We start from the raw sequence: 6,698 nt of genomic DNA, 5'->3' as shown, positions 1-6,698 counted from the left end.
TTTTTTTTTTTTTTTTTCTTTTTTTTTTTGGGTGAGAACCTCCCCACGGAGGGGGGGGGTGCGGTGGGGAGGAGGCGAGGAAACGGCGGTTTCGGGGGGGGGGGGGGGGGGGAAACCCCCCCCCCCCCCCCCGCGTTGTGGACGGCGATGCGGTGGAGCTGTGGGACCTGGGGTGGATCTGCGGATCTTTTGTGCGTGGGACTGCCGTCGGCGGTGCGTGGGTCTGCCGTCAGCTGTGCGTGGGACTGCTGTCAGTGCGCGGCGGCGCGGGCCATCGCTCCCGCTCGGCGTGCCTGCATCGGAACGCCGTTCGCCGTGGCCCGGGCGGCAGGCGGCGCCGATGCGCGCTCCCGGCGCGGCTGTGCGGCCACGCCGTTCTGGACGTCCATGACGGCGTGCGCCACGAGACCGCCCATCGGGTCGTGCCGGATCAGGTCCCGCAGCCGGGACCTCGACGCCCGCCCCTCGTTGCCGGGGTACAGGTGCTTGCCGAGTCCGACCGCATGGGCCAGCGCGGCGAGCGCCGCGGTCCGCGGGTCCGGCGGAACGCCGGTGCGGATCGCGCTGTCGAGCCGGGCACGGATCTCCCGGCTGATGGCCGTGTCCGTCGCCTGGTAGCGAGTCGTCGGCAGCACACCGCACATCTGGCCCGCGACGGCATGGACCATGCCGCAGCGCTCCAGGTGAGCGAGGTACACCTGGCGGAGCCCCAGCCGGGGTCCGCCGATCCAGTGGACGGCCCGAACCGGGCTGCCGCGCCTGCGCAGCAGTTCCAGTGCGGAGTCCAGAGTCGGATCTCCTGTCGGCCGTGGCATCACCACGGCGATACGATCCCCGTCAGGGGCTATCCGTCCTGCCAGAGCCAGCTCCACTAGCTGTGCCCCGGCCAGGCCGAGGTCGAGCGACTGCGGCTGCGCCGTGGTACCCGTGGCCGGGTCCAAGGCGAGCAGCAGAAGCTCCTCCGGAATTGTTCTGCGGCTCCTGCCCATCCATGCCTCCCCGCGTGGATGAGTGACAGGGTGACGCCTCTCACATTCATCTGTCGAGAGCGCCTGGTCGCTTTGTGGGGGAACCAGCGCTATGTCGTTCTCGTCTAGCACGTGAGCGATGCTCCCGACGCGGGACACTGTTAGACATTCGGACAGCCGGACGCGGCGCGATCGAGGAGGAACTGGTGGCGGGCGAGTCCCCCGACAAGTCGGTTGATGAAGGAACGCCGGGGGTGGCGAGGTCCTCCGCGGAACGTGACCCGAGGCTGTCGGTGTTCCGTCCGCGGGAACCCGAATCCGGCAAGGGAGACGCCGACGGCGCGAGCGACGGTTCCACCGCTCGTGAGGCGGCGGAATCCGGGTCCTCCGGTCGGGTGGAGTCCGACGCGGATACGGATACGGATACGGACACGGATGCGGACTCCGGTGCCGGTGCGGCCGCCGACAGTGAGCGTACGGCGGTGTTCCGCGCGCCCAAGGTGGACGCAGTCCCGGGTTCCGCTTCCGCTTCCCCGTCCTCCGCTTCTGCTTCTGTGCGGGGCGAGAGCAAGGGTGAGGGTGCGGGCAAGGGTGTCGCTGCCGACGCCGACGACGACGCCACCGACGTTCAGGGTGACGACGCGTCTGCCGATGCCGATGCCGAGGTTGCCAGGGCCGCCGAGGTCGGCAAGTCCGGCGGGGACGCCCGGGAGGCCAAGCCCGCGAGTGCAGTCAAGGACTCGGCCAAGGCTGCGGCCGCGGATGACGAGGCAGATGCCGACGCCGACGGAGACGTAGACGCCGAACGGGATTCCGGATCGCGTTCCGGTTCGGGTTCCGATTCGGAGCCGGTCGGTGCCGACGAGGCGTCCGCCGAGCCGGTCGAGGAGAAGTTCGACAGCGAGCTCACCGTCGAGCGCACCGCCGTCATCCGTGCCGTGAAGCCGGCTGCCGGCAAGGAGCCTGCCCGGCAGGGTGACCGGCCGTCGGCCGACGGGTCCGCGGACCGGGCTCCGTCGTGGGCCAAGACCGGTGCCGCCGCTCCCGGCAAGCCGGCGGCGGACGAGAAGGACGAGAAGGACGGGGCGGGCGCGGCGTCGGACGGCGACGAGCGCACCGCCGTCTTCCGTGCCGTGCGGCCGGGTTCCGGCTCCGGCTCCGGTTCGGCTCCCGCCAAGCCCGGCGAGGGTGGGTCGGCCAAGCCGTCCGCTGCCGCGGGTGACTCCGACAGCGAGCGCACCGCCGTGTTCCGTGCGCCCAAGCCCACCGCGGGTTCGGGCCCGGCCGCTCCCGCCAAGCCGTCCGCGGAGGACTCCGACGGCGAGCGCACCACGGTCTTCCGTGCCGTCAAGCCGCCGGCCGCCGGCCCCGCCGCCGGTGCGCCCGGCGCCTCCCGGCCTGTACCGCCGAAGGCCGCCGCCGGGGGGAAGCCCAGCACGTTCGTACCGCTGCGCTCGGACGACGCGCCCCCGCGGGGTGCCTCCGGTTCCGGGTCGGCGGCGCCGAAGCCCGCCGGGGCCGCTGCCGCGCCCGCCGAGCCGGCTCAGGCCCGTACCGCGACCCCGCCCCGGACCCCGGCCTCGACCCCGGCTCCGGGGTCGGCCGCGGCCGGCGCCTCGACCGCGGTTCCCGAGCGGACCGAGCGGACCACGCAGCAGCCGCTGCCGCCGCGGCCGCCGCTCGACCTGCTCGCGGAGCTCACGAACAACCCGCCTCCGCCGCCGACCCCGCTGCGGACGTTCGTCCGGCGGCTGAAGATCTACACGCCGATCGCCGCCCTGCTCCTGGTCATCCTGGCCGTCGTGCAGCTGGTGCGCCCGCTGCCCGAGCCGCAGCTCAAGATGACCGCGAAGGAGACGTTCACCTTCGACGGTGCCGCCCCCGCCATGCCCTGGCCCAAGGAGGGTCAGGCGTTCATGGCGGCGTCCGGCCTCGGCACCGTCGGCAGCTTCGGCGAGCAGAAGCCCGTTCCCATCGGCAGCGTCGCCAAGACGATGACGGCCTACGTGATCCTGAAGAACCACCCGATGAAGAAGGGTGAAAAGGGTCAGATGATCGACATCGACAAGACCGTGGTGGAGGAGGGCAAGAAGGACGTCGAGAACGAGTCGACGATCAACAACCTCAAGGAGGGCGACAAGCTCTCCCAGTACGACGCCCTCGCCGGGCTCATGCTCCCGTCGGCGAACAACGTCGCGCGGCTGCTCGCCCGCTGGGACAGCGGCGGCGACCAGGAGGCGTTCGTCAAGAAGATGAACGACGCCGCCAAGGAACTCGGCATGACCAACACGACGTACACGGACCCCTCGGGTCTGGAGGCGACCACGGTCAGCACCGCCGAGGACCAGGTCAAGCTCGGCCTGAAGGTCGTCGAGATGCCGGAGCTCATCGCCATCACCAGGCTGAACGGCTTCACGGACCAGTACGGCAAGTGGTGGCGCAACTGGAACGACCTCATCGCACCGGGCAACGGCGCGCTCGGCATCAAGACCGGCTCCACCACCAAGGCGGGCGGCAATCTGCTCTTCGCCGCGGAGAAGAAGGTCGGCAACACCAACCAGCTGATCGTCGGCGCGGTCCTCGCCCAGTACGGCACGCCGATCCTCGGCACCGCCATCAACCACAGCAAGAACCTCATGGTGGCCACGCAGAAGTCGCTGACCAACGCCGCCGTCGTGAAGAAGGGCGACGTCGTCGGGTACGTGGACGACGGGCTCGGCGGCCGGACCCCGGTCGTGGCCACCGCGGACGTGCAGGCGGTCGGCTGGCCCTCGCTCACCGTCAAGCTCAAGCTGAGCGGCGGCGACGGCAAGCTCCCGCAGACCGCCACGGCGGGCACCGAGGTCGGCATGCTGACCGTCGGCGAGGGGGCCAGCCAGGTGAAGGTGCCGGTGGCGCTGAAGAGCGACCTGGCCGCGCCGAGCATCGGCAGCAAACTGACCCGTATCGGCTGATCACCGCCGACACCGGTGACCTGTGACCGGCGCCCCGGGCAACCCCGGGGCGCCGGTGCGCGTCTAGGACCCGGAACCGGAACCGCGACGGGACGGAACGAACGAATGGCAGAGCAGTGACCACCGCAGAGCAGCAGGGCGGCCGCAGCGGATCGGAGGCCGTCGACGGCCCCGCCGAAGCCCCTGCGGCCCCTGCCGTCGCTCCCGCCCCTGCCGTCGCTTCCGATGCCCCCGGCGGGTCCGATGGGCCCGGTGGGCGCGGCGGGCCGCTGGAGTGGGCCCGGCGGCATCCGGTGGCCGTCGCCACGGTCGTCGCCGCCGTCCTGCACGTCGTGTGGTTCTACGTCTTCGCCAACAGCGGCGGCGACCTCGCCGCCCAGGACGCGTGGGCCGAGTTCGTGGGCCGCCATCCGGACTCGGCGTACAACCTGGCCTGGTACGGGGGCATGCACCCCGTCTCGTACAGCGTGGTCTCGCCGTACGTGATGTACATGCTCGGTGTCCGGACCACGATGATGATCGCCGGCACGGTCTCGGCCGGGCTGCTCGCGCTGATCCTGACCCGCTGCCGCGGGGCCGTGCGCCAGCCGCTGTGGCCGGCCCTGGCCGGGGTGTACGGGCTGTTCTGCAACGCCCTCTCCGGCCGGGTCACCTTCGGGCTCGGTGCGATGTTCGCGCTGGGCGCCGTCGCCGCGGTGTTCTGCTGGCCCCGCAGCTGGGCCCGGCGGCGCTGGGCCAAGGCCGCGGTGGCGGCCCCGCTGGCCGGGCTCGCGACCGCCGCCAGCCCCGTCGCGGGACTGTTCCTCGGGGTGGTCGCGGCCGCGCTGTTCCTGAGCCGGCGGCGGCCGGGGGCGTACGCCCTGGGGCTGGCCCCGGCGGCGGTCGTCGGGCTGTCGGCGTGGCTGTTCCCGTTCTCCGGGACGCAGCCGATGAAGCTGGGCTCGGCCGCGCCGCCGTTCCTCAGCGCGCTGGCGGTCCTGCTCCTCGTACCGAAGCGGTGGAAGACGGTCCGGCTCGCCTCGGCGGTCTACCTCCTCGGCGTGTTCCTGACCTGGGTGATCGACTCGCAGGTCGGGTCGAACGTCACGCGGATGGTCATGCTGTTCGGCGGGGCCGTGCTGCTGGCGGCGCTGCCGTACTCGGCGCGGCGCTCGCGGCACTGGTACGCGGTGGCGGCCGCGTTCACCGGCGTCACCGTGTGGATCACCTCGAACAGCATCACCGACATCGTCCGCACCACCCCGGTGGCCGCCTGGAACCGGGAGCTCGCCCCGCTGGTCGACCAGCTCCGCAGGGCCGGCGCCGACCGCGGCCGGGTCGAGGTGGTCCCGGCCAGCAGCCACCGCGAATCCTCGGCCTTCCCGGCGTACGTGAACCTGGCGCGCGGCTGGAACCGGCAGGCCGACCTGGAGCGGAACCCGCTCTTCTACGACGACACCCTCACCGCCGAGAGCTACCGGGCCTGGCTGGAGCGCTGGGCCGTGCACTACGTGGTGCTGCCCGCCGACAAACCCGACTCGGGCGGCGAGGCGGAGGCGAAGCTGCTGCGCGAGGGGCTGCCGTACCTGCAGTTGGTGTGGGGCGACCCGAACTGGCAGCTGTTCAAGGTCGACCGGCCGACGGACCTGGTGTCGGGGCCGGCCACGGTGGTCCGGGCCGGTGCCGACCAGCTGGTCGTCGATGTGAAGGCCCCGGGGCGGGTCCTGGTGCGGATCCCGCACTCGCCGTGGCTGGGGCTGGTGGATTCCGCTGGCAAGGCCCTGCCGCCGCCGCAGGAGACGTTCGCGTCGCGGGCCCGGGGCGGCGGCGGGAGCGGTGGTGCGGGTGCGCTGCCGAAGGAGTACGCGAACACCGCCGGCTGCCTGTTCAAGGCGGATCCGGACGAGTTCGGGGACGTGTGGACCGAGCTGCTGGCCCCGGCGCCGGGGGAGTACCGGGTGGCGGGGAAGTACCAGCTGCCGCGGGGCACGCCCTGCCCGGAGGAGCTGTTGCAGACGGTGCCCGGGCCGGCGCAGGGGCCGGCCCCCGCGGGCCGCTGACCGGGGCGCGGGCGGCTACCGCCTGGTAGGGCGGTCCCGCCCGGGTGCGACCCGTGGCATATGTGCGTACGATCCCCATAACCTGTAAATAGACCGATTGGATGCTTCCCGAGGGAGTTGACGCCGGGATGAGCAACGAGCGCCAGAAGCGGATTCTCGAAACGGCGGAGCCGGGCCGGGCGCCGCGGTCCATGGGGCACGGGTTCGACGGGCCGGTGCCCAGCAAGGTGAAGGGCGGTCTGCACACGAAGGCCAGCCTCAAGCGGGCCGGCACTCCGCAGGGCGACCGCATCGGCGAACGCAGCAAAGGCCTGAGCTGACCCGTCGCGATCCGCCGCGACCAGCCCTCCCGGCCCTGACCGGGAGGGCTTTCGTGTGCCTCGGGGGTGTCTGCCGGCGCGTCATGTGGCAGGTGCGACTTGCGTGTTGGGTGTTGCAGCTGCGACGTAGGTTGATAGAAGTAGACATACTTTCGAGTGAACTGAGGGTCTGAACCGTTCGAGTGGAGTGTGACGACAGCGGTCGCCGACACCGGCTGAACGGGCTGCTGGCGCAGGGAAATCGGGTTCGACGGGGGAGCGGGACGTTGATGACGGGGTGGTCCGGGGCCGAGCGGCGGCAGGGGGGCCGGCGATGAGCGACAACGCACCCGTCGATCCGGCGGAGGTGCCGGTCTTCACGGGTGATCTGGTGGAGCTGGACGCGCAGGTCAAGGCGATCTCGTCGGGTGGGGCGGC

4 protein-coding genes are annotated in these 6,698 nt (G+C 72.0%); 3 read left to right on the top strand and 1 reads right to left on the bottom strand.

Annotated features, from left to right (window positions below):
* Window positions 1–251: 251 nt before the first annotated feature.
* Window positions 252–989 carry a GOLPH3/VPS74 family protein gene (locus ACZ4VL_RS39760; protein WP_468210655.1) on the bottom strand — a complete coding sequence of 246 codons (738 nt, stop codon included), beginning with the start codon at window positions 987–989 and terminating at the stop codon, window positions 252–254.
* A 533-nt stretch (window positions 990–1,522) separates the two neighbouring features.
* Here ACZ4VL_RS39760 and ACZ4VL_RS39755 point away from each other — a divergent pair.
* The 3 genes from ACZ4VL_RS39755 to ACZ4VL_RS39745 all read left to right on the top strand — a co-directional run bounded on the left by ACZ4VL_RS39755 (window position 1,523) and on the right by ACZ4VL_RS39745 (window position 6,281).
* Window positions 1,523–3,922 (top strand): D-alanyl-D-alanine carboxypeptidase family protein, encoded by a 2,400-nt coding sequence (locus ACZ4VL_RS39755; protein ID WP_468210652.1) that lies wholly within the window; start codon window positions 1,523–1,525, stop codon window positions 3,920–3,922.
* Between the two features lie 116 nt (window positions 3,923–4,038).
* The gene (locus ACZ4VL_RS39750) at window positions 4,039–5,961 is read left to right on the top strand and encodes an MFS transporter (RefSeq protein ID WP_468210649.1); all 1,923 of its coding nucleotides are present in this window, start codon (window positions 4,039–4,041) and stop codon (window positions 5,959–5,961) included.
* Between the two features lie 128 nt (window positions 5,962–6,089).
* Window positions 6,090–6,281: a hypothetical protein gene (locus ACZ4VL_RS39745; RefSeq protein WP_468210646.1), complete on the top strand. Its 192-nt coding sequence runs from the start codon at window positions 6,090–6,092 to the stop codon at window positions 6,279–6,281.
* The last annotated feature ends 417 nt before the right edge of the window (window positions 6,282–6,698 follow it).

The sequence above is a fragment of the Streptomyces sp. NPDC029014 genome, from assembly GCF_055564695.1.
This window is presented reverse-complemented; position numbering and strand designations above follow the sequence as displayed.

Coding starts and splice junctions, on each gene's coding strand:
- ACZ4VL_RS39745 (WP_468210646.1), top strand. CDS start 6,090: ATGAGCAACGAGCGCCAGAAGCGGATTCTCGAAACGGCGGAGCCGGGC.
- ACZ4VL_RS39760 (WP_468210655.1), bottom strand. CDS start 989: ATGGGCAGGAGCCGCAGAACAATTCCGGAGGAGCTTCTGCTGCTCGCC.